The following is a 20,432-nucleotide window of genomic DNA, read 5'->3' on the forward strand; positions in this document are numbered from 1 at the left end:
CGGCTGTTGCGGTGCAGCGACACTGAATGGGCAATGTTCTGACTGCCATATGCGGCATAGCCCGCATTCATCCCGGGGAGCTCTCCGATCCACGCGGCACGCAGCGCGGCGCACGCTGCAGACTCCTCCACTGCTCGGGAACTGCCATGTTCAAGCCTGTGCGTTTGCTTGTTGTGCTGCTGCTCTGCGGTGCCGCCCAGCTCGCTGGTGCGGCGACGCCTGCGTCACCGCCGGTCTTCGTCGACGCGGTGGACTGGCCCGCCAACGGCGAGGGCTGGGAGGCCTTTGTCGATCTGGAACAGCGCCTGGAGCACGACTTCGACCAGATCTGCGGCGATACCTTTTGCGGCGGCGAATTCAGCGACTACCAGCCGCTGCGCTTCCGCTGCTCGGTGCATCGGGTGAGCGGGGTGGTGCGCAGCTGCATCTGGACCTTCGGCGCCAGCGAGGTCAGCGTCGACCCCCAAAGCGGGTACCTGCGCTCGGACAGCCGGGTCTGGCGCTGCACGGCGCCACTGAAGGCCGGGACGCGCCTGGACGAGATGTATCGCACCCTGTCGGTGAACAATCCGCTGTTCCAGCCACTGCCCGGTGGCGCGCCGCCGATCTATGACGGCCTGATCGGTTGCCTTTGAGGACCGGCCGCACCGCAGGCTGTTGCGCTGTGGGCTGCCTGGTGCAGTGACCGCATCCGGGCAGCAGCGGGGCAGGCGCGGCTTGGGCGATCGAGCTATGCAGTACGCCAGCATCGCACGCGGCAGGCCAATGGGCTTGTCCGCGGTGGTCAGGTAAGCACCGCAGGCAGTCGTCGGGCCTGGCGTGGCGTAGGGACCCGGGGCGTGCGTTGGCACGTTCCGGGTCCCGCCCCGTCACCTTCGGTCAGCCCGCGGCTTGCGGCACGTCCCCCTCAAAGCAGCGGTACCAGCAGCAAGGCCACGATGTTGATGATCTTGATCAGCGGATTGATCGCCGGCCCGGCGGTGTCCTTGTACGGGTCGCCTACCGTATCGCCGGTGATGGCTGCCTTGTGCGCTTCGCTGCCCTTGCCGCCGAAGTGGCCGTCTTCGATGTACTTCTTGGCGTTGTCCCAGGCCCCGCCACCGGTGGTCATCGAAATCGCCAGAAACAGGCCGGTCACGATCGTGCCGATCAACAATCCGCCCAGTGCCCGCGGCCCCAGCAGCAGCCCGACCACCACCGGCACCACCACCGGCAGTAGCGAGGGCAGGATCATTTCGCGGATCGCCGAGCGGGTCAGCATGTCGACCGCGCGGTCGTACTGGGGCCTGGCGGTGCCGGCCATGATCCCCGGAATCTCGCGGAACTGGCGACGCACTTCCTCGACTACGGCGCCTGCCGCGCGTCCAACCGCTTCCATCGCCATTGCGCCGAACAGATACGGGATCAAGCCGCCGATCAACAAACCGATGATCACGGTGTGGTCGGACAGGTCGAAGGCGAATACCTGGCCGGGATTTGCCGCCTGCAGGTTGTGGGTGTAGTCGGCAAACAGCACCAGCGCGGCCAGCGCGGCCGAGCCGATCGCATAGCCCTTGGTGACCGCCTTGGTGGTGTTGCCCACCGCATCCAGCGGATCGGTGATGTTGCGTACTTCCGGCGGCAACTCGGCCATTTCGGCGATGCCGCCGGCGTTGTCGGTAATCGGCCCGTATGCATCCAGCGCCACGATCATGCCGGCCATCGACAGCATTGCAGTTGCTGCGGTCGCGATGCCGTACAAACCGCCAAAATGAAATGCGCCCCAGATTGCCGCGCACACCGCAATGACCGGCAACGCAGTGGATTTCATCGAGACGCCAAGCCCGGCAATGATATTGGTGCCGTGGCCGGTGGTGCTTGCGGCGGCAACGTGCTGCACTGGCTTGTACTGGGTGCCGGTGTAGTACTCGGTGATCCAGACGATCAGGCCGGTGAGCACCAGGCCGATCAAGGCGCAGGCATACAACGCGGTGGCGCCATGCGTGTTGTCGCGCATCAACGACTGGGTGATCGGCCAGTAGGCCAGTGCGGCCAGCACGCCGGAGACGATCACGCCCTTGTAGAGCGCGCCCATGATCGAGCCGCCCGCTTTGACCTTGACAAACGAGGCGCCCACGATTGAAGCGATGATGGAGACACCACCCAGCACCAGCGGGTACAGCACCGCCTGCGGCCCGGTTTCGGCCAGCGTCAGGCTGCCCAGCAGCATGGTGGCGATCACGGTGACTGCATAGGTTTCGAACAGATCCGCCGCCATGCCGGCGCAGTCGCCGACATTGTCGCCCACGTTGTCGGCGATCACCGCCGGGTTGCGTGGATCGTCCTCGGGGATACCGGCTTCCACCTTGCCGACCAGGTCCGCGCCCACGTCCGCACCCTTGGTGAAAATACCGCCACCCAGGCGCGCGAAGATCGAAATCAGCGACGAGCCGAATGCCAGCCCCACCAGTGCATGCAGGTTGCGCTCCAGCGGCAGTCCCACCGCTTGCAACAGCGCGTAGTAACCGGCGACACCGAGCAGTCCCAGGCCGACCACCAGCATGCCGGTGATGGCACCGCCACGGAACGCCACATCCATCGCAGGGCCGATGCCATGCCGCGCGGCCTCGGCCGTACGGACGTTGGCACGGACCGACACGTTCATGCCGATATAGCCGGCCAACCCCGACAGCACCGCGCCGATCGCAAACCCGACGGCGGTGTACCAGCTTAGAAACAGCCCGACCAGGACGAACAGCACGCCGCCGGCAATCGAAATGGTGAGGTATTGCCGATTGAGATACGCGCGTGCGCCTTCCTGGATTGCGGCGGCGATCTCCTGCATGCGTGCATTGCCGCTCGGCTGCGCGATCACCCAGCGTGCCGACATACCGCCATAGACGATTGCCAGGACTGCACAGCCCAGCGCAAGTAGTAACCCGTAGTGTTCCAGCATGACCCCTCCCAGAGAATGGATGTCGTCCGGTCGGACGAACCAAGGGCGATGCACGCAGCGAGTGGAGTGGCGAATACGGACTCGACGGCCATGGGGACCGTAATGCGCGTCGCGATGTTCAGGTGGCCGGATTGCGGGCGAGTATGCGCCGCGGCTTGCGCCGCTGCCACCACTGCGGCTTTGGCGCGTCGTTCAGTTGCGGCATGACAGCCTGCGGCCAACGTGATCGAGCCGATCCAGGAGTGACGATGTCGAACCATGCCGCAAAATATGCCGTGACGATCGCTGCAGTCTTGCTCAGCGCCCAAGCGCTCGCTGCCGAACCGACGCCGGAATTGAAGCAGCGTCCAGCCGGCACCGCGCAAGCGGTCGGCGCCGTGCACACCCTGCGCCAGATTCCCGAGGCCTGCGCGCGCCTGGAAGGCGTGTTCACCGGCAATGCCGCGCAGCCGTATACGTTGTCGGTGGTGAGCAGCAGTCCCACCTGCCAGCCGCGTGCACGCTTCGTGGATTTCGCCAAGGCCGCGCCCAGCGTCGCGTCTGGCTGGATCTTCAACGATGTGATCCGCGTCCCCAGCGCAACCTGCCCCGCGCAGCAGGCGGTGGTGCGCGTCTGGCGCAAGCCGGTGGAGGCCAAGCCGCAGCTCGATGGCCAAGGCCAGTCGCGCATCTACCTGGAGGATGCGAAGCAACAAGCCGCCGCCGGCAAGATCCCGCAGGTACCGATGTTCGCTGCGCAGCAGACGATGGAAGGCAAGGCCTGTCAATAGGAGAGGCGAGGAGGCCTGCTTCACAGCCGTCAGATGGATGCGGCTGGTGTTCGCGAGTGGCATACATAACTTGCATGCCCAGTACTCGCCCTACGCATCCACCTGGCAGATGCCTGCCGCTTTTGTCAGCCGCTTACAATTAGTAGATGCCGCCGACGCCGCAGGCGTGCGTACCTGTCATTTGCTGCGACATCCGGGAAATGGGTTTTTCGTTTCCCAAGGCCTGACGCACGGATGAAATTAATGTAAATCTTACCTTCCTATTAAGAGCATGCGCCAAAGGCCAAATTCATTGTAAACTGGGTTAGAGCAGGCTGTATAAACAGTTAAATTCTGCTTCTGGTGTGAATTTTTATGGTGCGTACTTTCTGGCTGCTAAAGTCACTTTGAACAACTGCTTGCGCAAATCTTCCTTGAATTGACTTGGGTTTGAGTGTCCCGAGTCGGGGTAGTTACTCATCTCATCTTCGGATACCCACCTGACTAGAAATAGGTCGTAGCCGGAATGCCGCTCAATAATTTATCTTTGTATAATCCTGACTGAAACCTGGTTCCTTCGTGTCTCCCGGTAGCCTTTAACGAAGCATCTACGCCAATGAGTCCCATCGGCAGACTCCCTTGGCATAGTAGTCCGCATCATCCATGCCATCGGCGTAGATCGTCGTGACGTATGTGGATGCATAGCGCTTCTCAGGGTGGATGGGGATGTCATCCTCATCATGCTTGCTCCACACACCAGCGATGGGCTCGATTTGCGTGCATTGCTTGCGGTTGGTCATCTGGTAAAACCGTACCCGAGATCCAGTCAAACGGCCCTGGCGCATCTTCATTTTCAAAGTGATGCGATACGCCTGCGTCGGATGCGGGTTCTTTCGGTAGACCGGATCGCTGGTCGTCGCGTCGGTTTTTGACGATGCACACATTGCGCGATAGAAGATACGCAGCTTTGACACGCATTTGGGGGCGCTACTTCTGACGCTGCGCTAGCTCGATAACACGAGTTTGGAAGTTCGCAAGAGTTCAAGAGCCGGATTATTGGTTAACTGCCAAGCTGAAACCAACGCTGACTGGAAGGCTGCACGCCGTGCACGTGTAGAGGAAGCGTGCTGCCGACCTATGCGGACGCTTGAACTTTTGCGACTGCCACGTCGGCAAGCAAAGGGCAGGCACGCGCAAACGTCTGAGGTGATGCTGCGTTTAAGTCGCGCCTTTCATCGGAAATAAATATCTAATAATATTTAAATATCGGCTCTGATCACGCTGTGTGAAGCACTTTGCATTGGTTCGCTGGATTTCTTCTTTCACATACGGCTTGTGTCAAACCTGAGGCTTGCTCGACTGCCTGGTCGGTAAAGAATTGCACATTCCCAACTAAATTTGGTTTGCCATCAATCTGTGGCTCCCCAATAGCGATACATTGGTTTCTATATGACAGTCCGATTTGGCAATCTTCTTCGCCATGCTTTGAGCAGCGAGCTAGAGCATCGCTTTCAGCTTCCTTGTTAGATAATTTCCCAGCGGTTACGCCAATATTTCTTTCCAAGCCGAGCGAACCCATTGCAACGGCCCCCCAAGTTTTTATCCACTTGCCAAGTGGGCGGGGCTCAGTTGTACTTTGAGTATTCCCTCCAGGAATGGGGCGCATGCAGCAACTCCTTGTCCGCCGATGGGGTTATTGGCCAGGAGGGCAGCCCTGCTCTGCATGAGCAGTCGCTGAGAAAAGAAACGTGAAAAAAACTAGATAGCTCAAGAGTCTCATAAACGAATAGGCCTGTACTAGTGAGCTAGCGCTAGTGTCCTTGGTGCCTGCTAAGCCGCGGTATCTGACACTGCATTAAACCGGCCTGGATTAGTGGTCGTAAAGGTGCCGGTGGCTGGGCCAGGGCCATCATTCATAATGAATTTGGCGGTATCTTGCGAGAGAGGTGAAGCTGATGGTCAATGGAAGCAATGCCGGTAGTGGTATAAGACTCTCCATAAATATTATTTAGTGGGAAATTGATATTTAGTGGGCTTTGAATACTTGTTCCGAGCAATTCGAATAAAGAATGGTGCAGGTAAGACCGCCTGAAGAGGTGCATTCGTTTTCCGCTTTGCGTCTCACGTTTTCAAGAGATGGACCCCTGGAAAATTGTAATGCTCCAGCAACATTGACTCCATTTCTTTGCGGGCCTGCAACTGCGGCACACTGATTTTGGTAGTTTGCCCAGTCTTTGCACCTAGTTCCTCCAGCTTCGGTACATCTCATAAGTGCATCTTTTTCAGCCTAGCACGCCATCAACAGGGTCATGGGCAACGGCGCCCCAAGTCTTGAGCCACTTGCCGAGTGGGCGAGGAGCTGGATTGCTAGAGTTTTCTTGAGGAATTGGCGCGCATGCCGCTACACCCTGTCTGCCGATAGGGTATTGCCCAGGGGGACAGCCCTGTTCTGCCATGGCAGAGAAGGCATTCATGAGCATGAGGGTGAGTAAAAATTTATTTATCTTCATTTGAAATTCACTGTATTCCAATAGCTAGGATGACTAAGTGGCATTGCCTTCACTTTTGCGGGCATTTCCTCGTGAGCCTGGCGCCTGGGTAATGTTGGAGTTGAACCTCCAGCGAGTGCCTTAGTAGCGTTCGCCGTCTCTGTGCTGCGCTCATCTCCTTGACTGTTATTTCTAGGAGCCTGCTGCGGCATATACGACCCAGCCGGCTGTCCCTGCGGTCTAGGGCTAGCGCAGTCCCAAACGCCGAGTAAGCCATGAACGCGCCCATAATGCCCTGCCATAGCGCGGCGGCGAGGTCGGTGATGATGAGCATGGTCAACATAAGGCTGATGTCGCCCTATCGCTGGGTCCGACTGGACAGCACCTCAGCACTGTCCAGGGAAAGCTTTATAGCGGTTCCTCTAGAGATGATGACAAATCAATAACTTTTAAATACTGGCTCTGAACATGCTGAATAGAGAGTTGCGCACTTAAGTCCGTTCGCTGAAATACACCCATCTATAGCTCTATTTTGGACGTCCTCCAACGAAGATCCTCTAGCAAAATATGGTGCGCCGGGTACGTCTCTGCTATCTTTTTGAGGCCCAGCTATGGCAGTGCATTGGTTCTGATAGCTTGCCCAGGCTTTACAGTTAGTCCCTCCGCCTTCGGAGCACTTGGTAAGCGCATCTTTTTCTGCTTCACGCTTGGAGAATTTTCCTAACGAAACACCGAGAATTCCATTTTGAGGGTCGTGTGCGACTGCTCCCCACGTTTTTATCCACTTGCCTATCGGTTTAGGGTCCTGTTGGCCAGAGCCACCCTGAGGAATCGGGGCGCATGCCGCCACCCCTTGTCCCCCGATCGGATACTGTCCAGGTGGGCAGCCTTGTTCTGCCGCTGCCGAGAATGTAGTGATTAAAATCAGAAAAGATATAATTACATTGAGATTCATAAAAACTTCTTTCTGGCGAAAATGAAGGTGTTTAAATACTGTTATCTCCGTTTCTGCTGGCATTTCCCCGCGAGCCGGCTACTTGAATGGGTGTCGAATTAGTGTTGCCAGTGATTATTTTATTGGTGCTCGTCGAGTCTGCACCCCGCTCTTCACCCGGGTTGCTATTTCTTGCCACCTGCGCTGGCATATACGACACAGCCGGCTGGCCCTGAGGTCCCAGGGCTGCTGTGTTGTTGAATGCAGTGTAGGACAGGAACGTGCCCATATTGCCCTGCCATAGCGCGGCGGCGATGGTGGGGACGGTGATGATGAGCATGGTCATGATCAGGCCGATGCCGCCCTGCTGCAGGGCCTGGCTGGAGAGGCCTTCGGCACTGGCCAGAGGGATGAACTTGACCACCCAGTAGGCGGCGGCGACCTTGGCGGTGAACTTAAGCACCATGGCCGTCACGACCGACAGCATTGACATTGAGAACAACGTACCGATGACGTAGAACAGCCACTTCTTGAACAGGTCCTTGGTCTGGTCGAAGATCAGCGCCAGGATGAAGATCGGCCCGATGCCGATCAAGAAAGCCATGGTGAACTTGAACAGCAACAACATCGCGCCGGCGGCCATCGGTGGGCTGGCGGTGCCGAAGCCTGCCATCAGCATGGCGCGCCCTTTTTTCTCGAGCACTTCCGGCTGGGCCGGATCTACGCGCACCGCATCCAGTGTGGCCATTGCGACCTGCGTGTACGCCAAGTTCTCGTCGATGGCATCGGCGGCAGTGCCCTCATCGCCGGTGAACAGGCGGTGGATTTCCTTGTCCAGGTTCTGGGTCATGGTCTGGTGCAGCATGGCGCCGTTGACCCCGAGGGCCGAGGCAATGCTGATGATGACCGCGACCTTGGCGGCTTTGACCATGGTGGCCATCGCACTCTCGCGCGACTGCCCGGTGGCGATGCGGTAACCCAGAATCAGGATCCACAGCGTGGTCACTGTCAGCGCGATCGTGCTGACCCACTTCATGGCCCGTTTCATCAGTTCAAGGCCGAAATCCTGGATTTCCCGGTTGAAGTAATCGTTGACCAGTTTGAAGAAGACGAAGTCGCCGAGCGTGGCGTCCACCAGGGGCTGCAACCAGCGCGTCCCACGCGGCGCGCACCGAGCTGCCGTAACAGTCGGCAACTGGGCAGTCATCGGTGTGATCCGCTCGATCATGGCCTTACATTACACGTGCAGGCGATTGCTGAGTCATGTCCGCCTGCGATCGCTGCGCGTCCAGTGCGCGCGAGTTTTGCAGGCTCTCCTGCAGCGGCGGCACGTCAGCCGACAGGTCCACTTTGGCCCGGAATCCCGGCGTGTTGCCGATGATCCAGGCATTGCCGTCCTGCACGGTGACGCTACGCAGCTGGCCGACGTCGAGGATGCCAGCGCGTTTGGCCTCGACGGTGGCGTACATGGCCTCTGCCGGCGAAGTGCCGGCGGGGAGCTTGCTGTGGATGGCTTGGTAAAGAGGATCGTTGGGTATCGATGCGGGCGTGGGCTCAACGCAGCGCTCAGGCGACCTGCCTAACAGCATCTTCCAACCTGGCGGGAAATACATCGGTGCGTGCTCGGTTTGCATCCGCTCTTGCAGCTCCTTCCAACGCGCCGCTGCTATCTCCGTATGTCCGGCGCCCGGTGCCAGCGTGCCGCGCATGTAATTAATGCCATCGGCCAGGGTCATCGCCTGCATGCTACGTGCACCGAGAGTGGCGCCAAGTCGCATCGACCCAACATCGTCGCGATACTTGTCGATCAAAGGTGCATATTGCTGGGCCAACTGCTGCGCTTCGGGGTGTTCTAGTACCGATCGATCCGGCTTGCCATCACCATCGACCGGCAGGAAATTGTGGATGCGGTGCGATTCGCCGAGCGGAATGGCCACAAGAGGATTACGCGCGTCCAGCACGCTGCGGGTGTTGTTGTAACCGGCCTGTTCCAGCAAAGCGATCTCCTGCGGCGTGGCATAGAGCTTCACTTGGCCGTAATGTCTGCTGGCGGCACTGACCGCATCGCCTGCCATCACGTGATTGATGACATCGGTGCCGCCTTCCGGAATGCGCCGGTCCAAGCTGACCGCGCCGTAGGCGTTGAAAGTCTCGCCCTTGATGCCGAAGTGGTGTGCACTCACCTGCGCAAGGTCGCCGCCGAGGGAGTGGCCAGTAACGGTGACTACCGGTGTATGCCCGTCACGCTTGCCTCGCCGCTCAGCTATCTCCATTGCATGTCGGGTGAGTTCAATTGCATCAGCAGCTTGGTTATTGTGACGAGTTGCAACCATGCCACCATCTGCGTAGGCGCCATCTTGTTTGGGTTGACGATCAAATTCGGTGCCGCGATGGGCGACGACAATTTCACCTGTATCTATCCGCTGATAGATGGTTCCCTGATAGCCGGACGGAGTATCAACGTATTCGAGCCGCTTATAGGGAACGCCGCCGATATTTGCGGTTCGACTATTTTCGCCCGTTTCATCTGGCTTTTTATAAACATCACTTGCCAGCGCAGCATATTGTTGTGCGGTCAGAGTCATAGTGCGTCCTTTCTGGCTATCAAAGTCACTTTGAACAACTGCTTGCGCAAATCTTCCTTGAATTGACTTGGGTCTGAGTGGCCAGAGTCGGGGTAGTCGCTCATCTCATCTTCGGGATACCCACCTGACCAGAAATAGGTCGTAGCCGGAATGCCGCTCCATAATTTATCTTTGTATAAACCTGGCTGAAACTTGGTTTCTTCGTGTCTCCCGGTAGCCTTTAACGAAACATCTATGCTAGTGAGTTCCCATCGGCAGACTCCCTTGGCATAGTAGTCTGCATCAATCATGCCATCGGCATAGATCGTCGCGACGTAAATGGAGGCATCGCGCTTCTCAAAGTGAATGGGGATGCCATCTTCATCAGGCTTGTTCCACACCCCGGCAATGGGCTCAATTGGAGTACATTGCTTGTGGTTAGTCATCTGGTAGAAGGCCGTGCCTGAGATCCACTCAAACGGCCCCGGCGCATCCTCGATGGTCATCGTTATTCGGTACGCTTGCGTCGGATTCGGATTCTTGCGATAGACAGGTTCGCCGTCGACGGGCGTCGCGTCGGTTTCGTGTTTCTCAGAAGCAGCGTTCATGGGATTGCACCCTGCCAGGAACGTGAGGAAAAGGTAGCCCAAAATCTTGATCTTCAGATAGCTGTTCATGTCACCATTGTGCACCGTGCAGACCGCTCGGCAACGGTGATCCCATCACCCAGCTGACGAGCGCTACGGTTGATGTTAGGGCTGCGCAATACCCTGCAATGTGTAGGAAGCCGAAAATCAGTCCGAACTCCGGGAGTTGCATCACTAGATGGCATCGCCAAGGGGTGCATGCCGCGCCAACGGTTAATAGGAGCATCAACGCGTTGTTGAAACTTGTATTGTGCAACTGTCGTAATTCCGCAGTCTGTTTATCCTGATTTGCGAAGGTTTTGTGCAATCTACGCCGTCAGCAGTAGTGCAACGGCAATGTGCATCGCCGCCCCCACTCTGGCTCCAGAGTGTGCGAGCACAAGAAAGTGGGTAAACGTTGTGCGTGAGCTAAGGCAAGAAGGCTGGCAGTGAGCGTGAGCGTTAAGACAACGACGATTGGGAGATTGCGCAGGCTCTCGGCTGACCGATACCAAATCAGCATTATGGAGGAAGAGTGTTCTACCACTGCATCGCTCCTATGAAGTGCGAGTTATCTGCTGCGCGGCACCTAAAGCATCCTGCGGCACAACCACGGTGGCATGCGATAAGGCGACCCGTGCAAAAATCTATGCGAATGCTGCATTGAATAAAGTATGGTTTTGTGAAGCTAGGGGCAGCCAATAACCAGTCGGAGCATAAAGACGCAGAGCGTAAACGGATCATTGTTGTAGCAAGAAATGATCTCATGGTGACCGCCGCTCTATGCTGGAGACTGGGGCGTTAAGGCCCGCAGTAATGGATTTATAATTAATCTAAAGTTCTTTGGGGTCGCCTACTATCAACTCCTTTAGATTGTAATCCTTGCTTCGAAATCAGAAAGATGGCGTCGGTTTGCTTGATAAATTTAGTGTGATATAGCTAATATTTTTTAAGGACCGGTTCTGAGCATTCCTGATAAATGACCTTGCACTGCATGCCAGGATTCCTTTTTTCGCACTGATGTAAAGCATCTTCCGATGCTTTTGCTTTAGTTGATCTTCCTATAAATTGAACTAACCCATCAGGATTTGGTTTTCCATCAAATTGTGGTTCACTTATAGCTGCACATTGATTCTGATAAGTTAGCGTGACACGGCAGTTTTTTGCCCCAAGCTTCGCGCAACGTTCTAAAGACTGTTGTTTGGCTTCCGACTCTGATAACGCCCCTGTCGGCACTCCATAATAGGGAGTGGAATCAATAGTGCCAAGAGCAATCGCTCCCCAAGTTTTAATCCACTTACCAAGCGGGCGTGGTTCCTGAGGCATGGCGGAGCCTGATTGCGGCATAGGTGCGCAAGCGACGGCTCCTTGGCCGCCAATTGGATACTGCCCAGGAGGACAGTTTCCTTCGGCGGCAGCATGGCCACAAAAAGCACAAATGAACGACCCAAGTAGCGTAATTTTCAGCATTTCTCTCTCAGGAAATTAAAACGCCATTGCATATCAAAAACAGTCAGTTCACGTATCAGCCCAAGCGGCCGCTATCCCGTTGAGTGGCGATTCCTCGCGTCCCTACTTGGGGATTTTCGGGGCTAGAATGTGGAGGGCCAGAAACCCGTCCTGAAGACAAACTTGACGGGCTCGCCTCAGAACCTATTTGGTTGTTGTTTGCTTCAATACGGGATGGCATATACGACCCAGCCGGCTGTCCCTGCGGTCCAGGGCTTGCTGCAGTCCCAAACGCCGAGTAGGCCATGAACGTGCCCATATTGCCCTGCCATAGCGCGGCGGCGATGGTGGGGACGGTGACGATGAGCATGGTCATGATCAGGCCGATGCCGCGTTGCTGCAGGGCCTGGCTGGACAAGCCTTCGGCATCGCCGAATTTAATGAACTTGACCGCCCAGTAGGCCGCGGCCACCTTCGCGGTGAACTTGAGCACCATGGCCGTGACCACCGACAGCATGGCCATCGAGAACAAGGTGCCGATGAGGTAGAACAGCCACTTCTTGAACAGGTCCTTGGTCTGGTCGAAAACCAACGCCAGGATAAAGATCGGCCCGACGCCGATCAAGAAGGCCATGGTGAACTTGAACAGCAACAACATCGCGCCGGCGGCCATCGGTGGGCTGGCGGTGCCAAAGCCCGCCAACATCACGGCCCTGCCTTTTTTCTCCAGCATCTCCGGCTCGCTGGCATCTACCCGGACGGCATCCAGCGCCGCCAAGGCGAGCTGGGTGTAGGCCAGGTTATCGTCGATAGCGTCCTCAGCGGTGCTGTCGTCGTCACCGGTGAACAGACCGTGGATTTCCTTGTCCAGGTTTTGGGTCACGGTCTTGTGCAGCATGGCTCCATTGGCCCCGACCGCCGAGGCCACGCTGATGATGATGGCGACTTTGGCCGCCTTGATCATGGTGGCCATCGCACTCTCGCGCGATTGCCCGGTGGCGATGCGATAGCCCAGAATCAGGATCCAGAGCGTGGTTACCGTCAGCGCGATCGTGCTGACCCACTTCATGGCACGGCTCATCAACTCCAGGCCGCCTGTCTCAGAGCTGGCGCAGGGATTAAAGCCAGTACCTGCAGTGGTTGCTTGCATACGCATCGTGCGCTCTGCTGCAAGGATAATAGTTCTCAGAGTACACGCGCAGGCGAGGGCTGGGAAATCTCCTGCGATCGCTGCGTATCCAAAGCCTGTGACTGGCGCAAACTTTCCTGCACAGGTGGTACTTCGGCTGCCAGATCGATCTTGGCCCGGAAGCCCGGCGTGTGACCGACGATCCAGGCATTGCCGTCTTGCACCGTCACGGTGCGCAGCTGGTCGACGTTGACGATGCCTGCGCGCTTGGCTTCCACAGTGGCATGCAGGGCTACGGCATCGGACGTGCCCTGCGGCAACTTGCTGTGGATGGAACGGTACAACGGATCATTGGAAAGAGCCGCCGCGCCCGGATCTACGCAGCGCTCGGGAGTAGTGCCGAGCGGCAGCTTCCAGCCAGGGGCTACATAGACTGGCTTGTCTTCGCGCTCCATGCGCTGCTGCGTTTCCCTCCAACGCTCGGCCGCCATCTCCGCTGCACCGGCACCGGGGGCCAGCGTGCCGCGCAGGTGATTGATGCCATCGACCACGCTCATGGACTGCAGGTGGCGCGATGCCAGCGTCAGGCCGCCGCGCGAGAGCGCCACATCGTCGCGATACTTTTCGATCATCGGTGCGTACTGCTGCGCCAACTGCTGCGATTTGGGGTCCTCCAGCACCGAGCGATCCGGTTTGCCATTGCCATCGACAGGGAGGAAGTTATGCATCCTATGAGAGTCGCCAAGCGGTTTGACGACCGCCGGATTGCGGTCGTCAAACGAGCTGTCGTCATTGGCATAGCCGGCCTTCTGCAGGGCAGTGATTTCCTGTGGCGCAGCGTAGATCCTGACCTGTCCATAATGCTTGCTGGCAGCACTGACCGCGTCGCCAGCCATCACATGATTGATGACAGCAGAGCCGCCTTCGGGAATGCGCCGGTCCAAGCTGACGGCGCCATAGGCGTTGAAAGTCTCGCCCTTGAGGCCATAGTGATGAGCGGAAACTTGGGCCAAGTCGCCGCCGAGGGAGTGGCCGGTGACGGTGACTTCCGGTGTCTTTCCACCCTGGCCTGTTTCGTGGGCATAGTTCAATGCATACTTGGTTAGCTCGATCGCTTCGGCAGCTTGATTGTTTTGACGCAACGTCACCATGCCGCCATCGGTGTAAAGACCATCTTCTTTGGGCTGCCGCTCGGTCTCTGTGCCACGGTGAGCGACAATAATATCTTTTGTATCAACTCGCTGATAGACGATGCCTTGATAGCCTGATGAGCTATCGACATATTTGAGTCGCTTATAAAAATCCCCGCCAATGTTTACAGGGTCGCTGTTCTCTCCAACCTTTTTCGGCTCGTCGTATACATCTCTCGAAAGCGCGGCATACTGTTGGCTTGTGAGGCTCATGGGCTCACCTTTTCAGTAGTCAAGGTTACCTTGAACGTGTTTTTTCGCGCGGCATCATTAAATTGGTCAAGTCTGGCTTCGCCGCCGTCAGGAAAATCATCCATGCCTGCTTGTGGGTAACGCTCTTTCCAAAAGTAGGTAACTTTGGGTTCTGGGCTATAAATCTCGTTTTTGAATAATGAAGGCTGGAATCGGGTTTCTTCTTTTTTTCCAGTTGCTCTCAATGAGATCCCAACTCCATTGAGCTCGAAGGTGCAAATTCCCTTTCCATAATAGTCCGCATCTATCATTCCATCGGCGTAGATGGTTGCCACATATGTGATGTCACTGTTTTTTTCGAAATGGATGGGGATTGCATCTTCTTTTTGCTTTGTTGAAAACCCCAGCGAGCGGTCAATTGGCGTGCATGCATCGCGGTTGCTCATCGCGTAAAACGCCGTGCCTGAGATCCAGTCAAACGGCCCCGGGGCATCCTCAATCGTCATGGTAATACGATACGCCTGCGCCGGATGCGGGTTTTTGCGATAGACCGGATCGGTGTCGAGGTTGTAGGGAGGCGAGGGCTCGCCGGAGCCATTCATGGGCTTGCATCCTGCGAAGAAAAAGGGCATTAGGAGGAAAGCGAAACGGCTGACACTTATTGAGGTCATTGGAGGTACTTCTGCTGCCTGCGCGTACTCTGCGATAGAAAATACAGTTTTGGTCCGCAGTGGATGCGACCGTACTAATCTTGACATTACACCAGTGCAAATTAGCAGGGTCCGGAAAAATTCAAGATCGAGCTATCGGTTAAAGCTGTCTGGAAAGTTGCAAGCCATGTATGCGTTTGAAAGCATCTACTGCACGGTAACGCTGCTCGGATTTTAGGGCTGCTGCATTTGTACGCGACAGGGGTACGCGAATATCTAAGCTGACACTGCGTTGAACCGGCCTGGATTAGTGGTCGTAAAGGTGCCGGTGGCTGAGCCAGGCCATCATTCATAATGACCTTGGCGGTATTTCGCGAGAGAGGTGAGGCTGATGGTCGATGGAAGCAATGCCGCTAGTATTATAAGACTCTCCATAAAATATTATTTTATTGGAAAGTGATATTTAGTAGGCTTTGAATACTTGTTCCGAGCAATTCGAATAAAGAATGGTGCACGTAAGACCGCCTGAAGAGGTGCAGTCGTTTTCCGCTTTTCGTCTCACGTCTTCAAGAGATGGACCCCTAGAAAATTGTAATGCTCCAGCAACATTGACTCCATTTCTTTGCGGGCCTGCAACTGCGGCACACTGATTTTGGTAGCTTGCCCAGTCTTTGCACCTAGTTCCTCCAGCTTCGGTACACTTCATAAGTGCATCTTTTTCAGCATCTCGTTTAGAAAATTTTCCTGACGAAACACCTAGCACGCCATCAACAGGGTCATGGGCAATGGCGCCCCAAGTCTTGAGCCACTTGCCGAGTGGGCGAGGAGCTTGATTGCTAGAGTTTTCTTGAGGAATTGGCGCGCATGCCGCTACACCTTGTCCGCCGATAGGGTATTGTCCAGGGGGACAGCCCTGTTCTGCCATAGCAGGGAAGGCATTCATAAAAATGAAGGTAAGTAAAAATTTATGTGTCTTCATTTGAAAATTCACTGTATTCCAATAACTAGGTTGGCTAGGTGGCACTGCCTTCACTTCTGCTGGCATTTCCTCGTGAGCCTGGCGCCTGGATATATGTTGGAGTTGAACCTCCAGCGATTGCCTTAGTAGCGTTCGCCGTCTCTGTGCTGCGCTCATCTCCTTGACTGTTATTTCTAGGAGCCTGCTGCGGCACATACGACCCAGCCGGCTGGCCCTGAGGTCCAGGGCTTGCCGCAGTCCCAAACGCGGAGTAGGCCATGAACGTGCCCATATTGCCCTGCCATAGCGCGGCGGCGATGGTGGGGACGGTGACGATGAGCATGGTCATGATCAGGCCGATGCCGCCTTGCTGCAGGGCCTGGCTGGACAAGCCTTCGGCATCGCCGAATTTAATGAACTTGACCGCCCAGTAGGCCGCGGCCACCTTCGCGGTGAACTTGAGCACCATGGCCGTGACCACCGACAGCATGGCCATCGAGAACAAGGTGCCGATGAGGTAGAACAGCCACTTCTTGAACAGGTCCTTGGTCTGGTCGAAAACCAACGCCAGGATAAAGATCGGCCCGACGCCGATCAAGAAGGCCATGGTGAACTTGAACAGCAACAACATCGCGCCGGCGGCCATCGGTGGGCTGGCGGTGCCAAAGCCCGCCAACATCACGGCCCTGCCTTTTTTCTCCAGCATCTCCGGCTCGCTGGCATCCACCCGGACGGCATCCAGCGCCGCCAAGGCGAGCTGGGTGTAGGCCAGGTTATCGTCGATAGCGTCCTCAGCGGTGCTGTCGTCGTCACCGGTGAACAGACCGTGGATTTCCTTGTCCAGGTTTTGGGTCACGGTCTTGTGCAGCATGGCTCCATTGGCCCCGACCGCCGAGGCCACGCTGATGATGATGGCGACCTTGGCGGCCTTGACCATGGTGGCCATCGCACTCTCGCGCGATTGCCCGGTGGCGATGCGGTAGCCCAGAATCAGGATCCAGAGCGTGGTTACCGTCAGCGCGATCGTGCTGACCCACTTCATGGTCTCCTTCATCAAATCTAGGCCGAAGGTCTGGATTTCCTGGTTGAAATAATCGCTGACCAGTTTGAAGAAAACGAAGTCGCCAAGGTTGGCGTCCGCCAGCGGCTGCAACCAGTTCATCCCGCCCTGAAAAAAAACGTCCATTGCTGTCTGCCTATGTACCGTGATGAGGCTTTGTTGCCTGCTAATTCATTTACTTGGACAGCGCAATCTTTAACGCAGCTGCCTGGATGACCTGCCCGAGGATGTCGTTCTTGTCACCTTCCAGCGCGCGCTTGGCCAGCAGGCTCTGGTCATCCTTGAGGCCTGCGATGTAGATGTCATAGGCCTTCATCCTGGCTTCCCAGTGGGTGAGCTCCATCGCGTTGCGTGCCGCATAACGCCGAATTTCGTTGTCGTTCGCAGCGAGCGCACCCTCCTTGTCTCCCACCTTATCGCGCTGGCGTTGCACACGTTCGAAGTCTCTGGAACGTTCCACCAGGCGCTGGATCATCAAAATCGCCTCGTTGTACTGCGAGTTTTGTGCTACCACAATTTGCTTGCAAATTTCGTTTTGCGTTTTCTGCAAATTGTTGCCAGTAAGCGAATCCAGTGAAATCGGTGCCATTTTTTCAAAAAGACCGGCAATGCCGGAAGCTCCGGGACAATAGGCGTCCAGCCCATGATTCAAATTGCGCGTGACAAATTTGTTTTCCAGTCCAGGCTCATTGAACTGCAGACGCTGCCACTTGATGAGCTGCTGCTGATAATGCTGCAGCTGTTGTTGATACTGCTTGGCCGTGTCGGTCCATCGCTTGGCCTGTTCCGCATATTCCGCGATATCCTTCGACTCTCCCGTCGGGTTAATGACGACTACTTGCGCGTTGGCGGGCCCTACGCACAGCCCAATGGTTAGCAGCAGGCCGGCGGCAAGGCGGGAAATCGGATGGCGGGGGCGGCGGGAACGTGCGGTCATGGCGAGTCTCGTCGATCTTTACGGTATAGATAGTTGGCAGGAGCAGTACAGCGGGGACAAAAGTGAAGGCCGCTTGCTTGGTCAGCCAGCAGCGCTGGCGTTATAAATCATCGGCTCGTCGCGACTGAGTGAGGCCGCTTCTTTCGGCGCGCAGGCACCTGCGACAGGGGCTGCCGCCTCGGGGTGTTGGAGAGGATTGCCTGCTGAAGCCATTATCCCTATGCGCGATGAGGCAGGTTTGGTGCGAACTGTGGCACACACTTAACCAAAATTCTACTAATGAGGTCAGGCTGTACTCCTGGGGGGGAGCCGTCCGGGCGCGGCCCGGCTTGCTCTGCCCGTTTGTGTAGGAAAATCCCTACAGTCGATCGCGGCATTTGCCTGCGTAGCCCTTTCCTTTGCCAGCCCCGGTCAGTAGGCAGCGGGTGCGGCACGGACTCAACCGGATCGGACGGCAATCCACACACGCCCTTGGCTTCAACAGCCGGAGTCGGTTGCACCCCTGCGCCGCCGAAGCGCCAGCGGTGCCGCGGGCGCCCGGGCTGGAGGCTATGCTCCCCCTGTCACCCCTCCCACACCGGCAATTTCTTCGCCACCGCCACATTCTTCAGCGTCACGTACTTCGGCAGGCCGTCGCTGCCGTAGGCCAGCGGCGCCTCGCCCTTGATCAGCGGGGCGAAATAGCGGCGGGCGCGCTCGGTGATGCCGAAGCCGTCCTTGCGCAGGAAGCTGGGCGGCATCTTCTTTTCGTGGTTGGCCACCTTGTGCAGCGGGGCGGGCACGATCTTCCAGCGGTACGGCGCGTCGCTGACACGTTCGATCACCGGGATCACCGCGTTCATGCCCTTGAGGGCGTATTGCACCGCCGCCTTGCCCACGGCCTGGGCCTGTTCCCAGTCGGTCTTTGACGCCAGGTGGCGTGCGGAACGCTGCAGGTAATCGGGCAGCGTCCAGTGCACCTTGTAGCCGAGTTCCTGCTTGACCTGCGCGGCCAGGAACGAGGCCACGCCGCCGAGTTGCGCATGGCCGAACGAGTCGGTCGCGCCGCCGGCATCGGCGACGAAACGGCCCTGCGCGTCCTGGATGCCTTCGCTGGCCACGACCACGCACCAGCCGACTTTTTCCACTACCTGCTTGACCTTGGCCAGAAACACCGCCTGGTCGTAGGCGCGCTCGGGCAGCAGGATGACCTGCGGTGCATCGTCCGGGCCCTGGCCGGCCAGGCCTGCGGCGGCGGCGAGCCAGCCGGCGTGGCGGCCCATCGCCTCATAGATGAAGACCTTGGTGGAGGTGTCGGCCATGGCGGCGACATCCAGTGCGGCCTCGCGGACCGACACCGCGGTGTACTTGGCCGCCGAGCCGAAGCCGGGGCAGGTGTCGGTCACCGCCAGATCGTTGTCGATGGTCTTGGGCACGCCGATGCAGTGCAGCGGGTAACCATAGGCCTTGGCCAGCTGCGAGACCTTCCACGCGGTGTCGGCCGAGTCGTTGCCGCCGTTGTAGAGGAACCAGCGCACGTCGTGCGCGCGCAGCACCTCGAGCAGGCGCTCGTATTTGGCACTGTCTTCTTCCAGCGACTTGAGCTTGTAGCGGCACGAGCCGAACGCGCCGCCCGGAGTCTGCGCCAGTGCGGCGATCGTGGCGGCGGACTCCTTCGAGGTGTCGATCAGCTCCTCGCGCAAGGCGCCCAGGATGCCGTTGCGTGCGGCCAGTACCTTGACCTTGCGTGCGCGCGCCTCGGTGATCACACCGGCGGCGGTGGCGTTGATGACGGCAGTGACGCCGCCGGATTGGGCGTACAGCAAGTTGCCAGTGGACATAGGGGACGGGCTCCTTACATGGGCGATGGCGCAGGGGACAGTGCCGGGACATTCCCCGGATGCGGTAAGCTGCACGACCATACGGTCAGCGCTGGCGAAGACCTGAGTCTAACGCCGCCAACCGCAACGCGTTTTTATTCGAAAGTGGAGTCCACTGATGCGATTGGTTCTGTTGGGACCGCCCGGTTCGGGCAAGGGCACCCAGGCGACACGTCTCAAAGACAAGTTTGGGATCCCGCATATTTCCACCGGCGATCTGCTGCGTGCCGAAGTGGCCGCCGGCTCACCGCTGGGCCTGAAGGCCAAGGAAGTGATGGCACGCGGCGATCTGGTTTCCGACGAGATCCTGCTCGGCATGCTGGAGGCGCGGCTTGGTCAGGCCGATGTCGCCAAGGGCTTCATTCTCGACGGCTATCCGCGCAACGTGGCGCAGGCCAATGCGCTGGACGACCTGCTCGGCAAGATCGGTCAGCCGCTGGATGCGGTGGTGCAGCTGGATGTGGCCAGCGAATTGCTGGTCGAGCGCATTGCCGGCCGCGCCAAGGCCGAGGGCCGCGAGGACGACAATCCCGAGTCGGTGCGCAAGCGCCTGCAGGTCTATACCGACTCCACGGCGCCGGTGATCGGTTTCTACGAACAGCGCGGCAAGCTGGCACGCGTGGACGGCGTAGGTTCGCTGGATGAAGTGCTGGAGCGTATCGGCACCGCGCTCGGTCGCTGAGCCGGGGTGGGTGGGCCGGGCAGTACGCC

17 protein-coding genes and 1 pseudogene are annotated in these 20,432 nt (G+C 57.8%); 3 read left to right on the plus strand and 15 right to left on the minus strand.

What is annotated here, in order from left to right; genetic code table 11:
* Positions 1–146: 146 nt before the first annotated feature.
* A complete protein-coding gene (locus tag EO170_RS20510) occupies positions 147–635 on the plus strand; it encodes a hypothetical protein (protein WP_126947811.1) in 489 nt (162 codons plus the stop codon).
* A 272-nt stretch (positions 636–907) separates the two neighbouring features.
* Here EO170_RS20510 and EO170_RS20515 read toward each other — a convergent pair whose 3' ends face one another.
* Entirely contained in the window at positions 908–2,935 is a 2,028-nt protein-coding gene (locus EO170_RS20515) for a sodium-translocating pyrophosphatase (RefSeq protein ID WP_126947779.1), read from the minus strand.
* Positions 2,936–3,183: 248 nt separating this feature from the next.
* Here EO170_RS20515 and EO170_RS20520 point away from each other — a divergent pair, with 248 nt between their 5' ends.
* Complete coding sequence (locus tag EO170_RS20520; protein WP_126947781.1) at positions 3,184–3,705, plus strand: hypothetical protein; 522 nt, start codon at positions 3,184–3,186, stop codon at positions 3,703–3,705.
* Between the two features lie 352 nt (positions 3,706–4,057).
* On the opposite strand, the pseudogene EO170_RS20525 reads toward EO170_RS20520, so the two are convergent.
* The 14 genes and pseudogenes from EO170_RS20525 to EO170_RS20600 form a co-directional block, all read right to left on the minus strand.
* Positions 4,058–4,628 (minus strand): annotated as a pseudogene (locus EO170_RS20525) (hypothetical protein).
* A 332-nt stretch (positions 4,629–4,960) separates the two neighbouring features.
* Entirely contained in the window at positions 4,961–5,350 is a 390-nt protein-coding gene (locus EO170_RS20530) for a DUF4189 domain-containing protein (protein WP_126947783.1), read from the minus strand.
* Between the two features lie 1,262 nt (positions 5,351–6,612).
* The gene (locus EO170_RS20540; RefSeq protein ID WP_343134530.1) at positions 6,613–7,191 is read right to left on the minus strand and encodes a DUF4189 domain-containing protein; all 579 of its coding nucleotides are present in this window, start codon (positions 7,189–7,191) and stop codon (positions 6,613–6,615) included.
* Positions 7,160–8,314 carry a type IV secretion system protein gene (locus tag EO170_RS20545; protein ID WP_241239481.1) on the minus strand — a complete coding sequence of 385 codons (1,155 nt, stop codon included), beginning with the start codon at positions 8,312–8,314 and terminating at the stop codon, positions 7,160–7,162. Before EO170_RS20545 ends, EO170_RS20540 begins: the two co-directional genes overlap by 32 nt.
* A 25-nt stretch (positions 8,315–8,339) precedes the next feature.
* The gene (locus EO170_RS20550; protein ID WP_126947789.1) at positions 8,340–9,692 is read right to left on the minus strand and encodes a DUF6792 domain-containing protein; all 1,353 of its coding nucleotides are present in this window, start codon (positions 9,690–9,692) and stop codon (positions 8,340–8,342) included.
* Positions 9,689–10,348 (minus strand): hypothetical protein, encoded by a 660-nt coding sequence (locus EO170_RS20555; RefSeq protein WP_126947791.1) that lies wholly within the window; start codon positions 10,346–10,348, stop codon positions 9,689–9,691. The genes EO170_RS20550 and EO170_RS20555 overlap by 4 nt, the downstream gene beginning before the upstream one ends.
* A gap of 888 nt (positions 10,349–11,236) precedes the next feature.
* Positions 11,237–11,767 (minus strand): DUF4189 domain-containing protein, encoded by a 531-nt coding sequence (locus EO170_RS20565; protein WP_126947793.1) that lies wholly within the window; start codon positions 11,765–11,767, stop codon positions 11,237–11,239.
* A gap of 55 nt (positions 11,768–11,822) precedes the next feature.
* Positions 11,823–12,896: a type IV secretion system protein gene (locus tag EO170_RS20570; protein WP_241239482.1), complete on the minus strand. Its 1,074-nt coding sequence runs from the start codon at positions 12,894–12,896 to the stop codon at positions 11,823–11,825.
* Positions 12,897–12,931: 35 nt separating this feature from the next.
* Entirely contained in the window at positions 12,932–14,278 is a 1,347-nt protein-coding gene (locus tag EO170_RS20575; RefSeq protein ID WP_126947797.1) for a DUF6792 domain-containing protein, read from the minus strand.
* On the minus strand, positions 14,275–14,859 hold the full coding sequence (locus EO170_RS20580) for a hypothetical protein (RefSeq protein WP_126947799.1): 585 nt from the start codon (positions 14,857–14,859) through the stop codon (positions 14,275–14,277). Before EO170_RS20580 ends, EO170_RS20575 begins: the two co-directional genes overlap by 4 nt.
* 511 nt (positions 14,860–15,370) lie before the next feature.
* Entirely contained in the window at positions 15,371–15,886 is a 516-nt protein-coding gene (locus tag EO170_RS20585; RefSeq protein WP_241239480.1) for a DUF4189 domain-containing protein, read from the minus strand.
* Positions 15,887–15,920: 34 nt separating this feature from the next.
* Positions 15,921–17,051, minus strand: a complete 1,131-nt coding sequence (locus tag EO170_RS20590; protein ID WP_126947801.1) for a type IV secretion system protein — start codon at positions 17,049–17,051, stop codon at positions 15,921–15,923.
* Positions 17,052–17,100: 49 nt separating this feature from the next.
* Positions 17,101–17,862, minus strand: coding sequence for a hypothetical protein (locus tag EO170_RS20595; protein WP_119127436.1), 762 nt, complete (start codon positions 17,860–17,862; stop codon positions 17,101–17,103).
* Positions 17,863–18,425: 563 nt separating this feature from the next.
* Positions 18,426–19,682 carry a 6-phosphofructokinase gene (locus EO170_RS20600; RefSeq protein WP_126947803.1) on the minus strand — a complete coding sequence of 419 codons (1,257 nt, stop codon included), beginning with the start codon at positions 19,680–19,682 and terminating at the stop codon, positions 18,426–18,428.
* Positions 19,683–19,839: 157 nt separating this feature from the next.
* Between EO170_RS20600 and EO170_RS20605 the strand changes: the two genes are divergently transcribed.
* A complete protein-coding gene (locus EO170_RS20605) occupies positions 19,840–20,403 on the plus strand; it encodes an adenylate kinase (protein WP_104534684.1) in 564 nt (187 codons plus the stop codon).
* Positions 20,404–20,432: the final 29 nt, after the last annotated feature.

It is taken from the genome of Xanthomonas sp. BRIP62409, from assembly GCF_003992965.1.
GTDB classification, from domain to species: Bacteria; Pseudomonadota; Gammaproteobacteria; order Xanthomonadales; family Xanthomonadaceae; genus Xanthomonas; species Xanthomonas euroxanthea.